General features: G+C 77.2%; 1 protein-coding gene. It reads left to right on the top strand.

Features of this window, described 5'->3' with window-relative positions; translation table 11 throughout:
• Positions 1–15 precede the first annotated feature (15 nt).
• Positions 16–1,272, top strand: coding sequence for a beta-ketoacyl-[acyl-carrier-protein] synthase family protein (locus ACFWJ4_RS41635; RefSeq protein WP_380554701.1), 1,257 nt, complete (start codon positions 16–18; stop codon positions 1,270–1,272).
• Positions 1,273–1,286: the final 14 nt, after the last annotated feature.

The raw sequence follows: 1,286 nt of genomic DNA, 5'->3' as shown, positions 1-1,286 counted from the left end.
GAACGAGGTCCGCGCATGAGCCCGCGCCCCGGTGCCGTCGTCACCGGCATCGGACTGGTCTCCCCGCTCGGCCGCCGACCCGCCGAGGTGTTCGAGGCGCTGGTCACCGGCCGTTCCGGCCTGCGGGCCGTCCCCGAGGGCCACCCCGCGCACGGCTGGCTGCCCGCCGCCGGGATCGCCCCCGCCGTCGACGGCCGGGAGGTACTGCCGCCCACCGAGACCCGCTGTGTGGACCGCTTCGTACTGCTCGCCCTGGCCGCCGCCGACGACGCGCTCGCCGACGCCGGCCTGGCCGTCGGCCGGGACTCCGACCCGCACCGCACCGCCGTGGTACTGGCCACCGGCGGCGGCGGACTGGAGACCTTCGAGCAGCAGTCGCACCGCCGGCTGGAACGCGGCCGGCCCGGCGTCAGCCCGTACCTGCTGCCCGGGATGCTCTCCAACATGGCCGCCGCCCGGATCGCCATCAAGCACGGCATCCGGGGCTACAGCTCCGCCGTGGTGACGGCCTGCGCGGCCGGCGCCCAGGCGATCGCCGAGGGGCTGCGGCTGATCCGGGCCGGGGACGCCGACGTGGTGGTGTGCGGCGGCACCGAGTCCTCGCTGCACCCGACCATCGCCGCCGCCTTCACCAACGCCCGCGCCCTGGCGCAGGGTTGGGACGAACCGGAGCAGGCCAGCCGGCCCTTCGACACCCGCCGCAACGGCTTCGTACTGGGCGAGGGCAGCGCCGTCCTGGTTCTGGAGCGGGCCGAGCACGCCGAGGCCCGCGGTGCCGCCGGGTACGCGGACGTCCTCGGCTGGGGCGCCTCCACCGACGCCCACCACCCGACCATGCCCCGCCCCGACGGCACCGGCGCCGCCGACGCGATGCGCGCCGCACTCGCCAACGCGGGCCTGGCCCCGGGCGACATCGACTACGTGAACGCCCACGGCACCGGCACCAAGCTCGGTGACGTGGCCGAGACCGCCGCGCTGCGCGCCGTCTTCGGCGCGCAGCCACCCGCGGTCAGCTCCACCAAAGGCGCCACCGGCCACCTCCTCGGCGCCGCGGGCGCGCTGGAGGCGGCGGTGACCGCCCTGGCGGTGGCGCGGGGGACGCTGCCGCCGACGCTCAACCTGACCGACCCCGACCCGGCCTGCGACCTGGACCACGTCCGGGGCGCCGCCCGATCCGCCCCGGTGCGCGCCGCGCTGAGCAACGCCTTCGCCTTCGGCGGCCACAACCTCAGCCTGATCCTCGGCCCGGCCTCCACCCGGGCCGGCCGATAGCGGTCGCCCAGTAA

Origin of the sequence: Kitasatospora sp. NPDC127067 (assembly GCF_042724755.1) — a bacterium.
Classification (GTDB): Bacteria; Actinomycetota; Actinomycetes; order Streptomycetales; family Streptomycetaceae; genus Kitasatospora; species Kitasatospora lactacystinica.
This window is presented reverse-complemented; position numbering and strand designations above follow the sequence as displayed.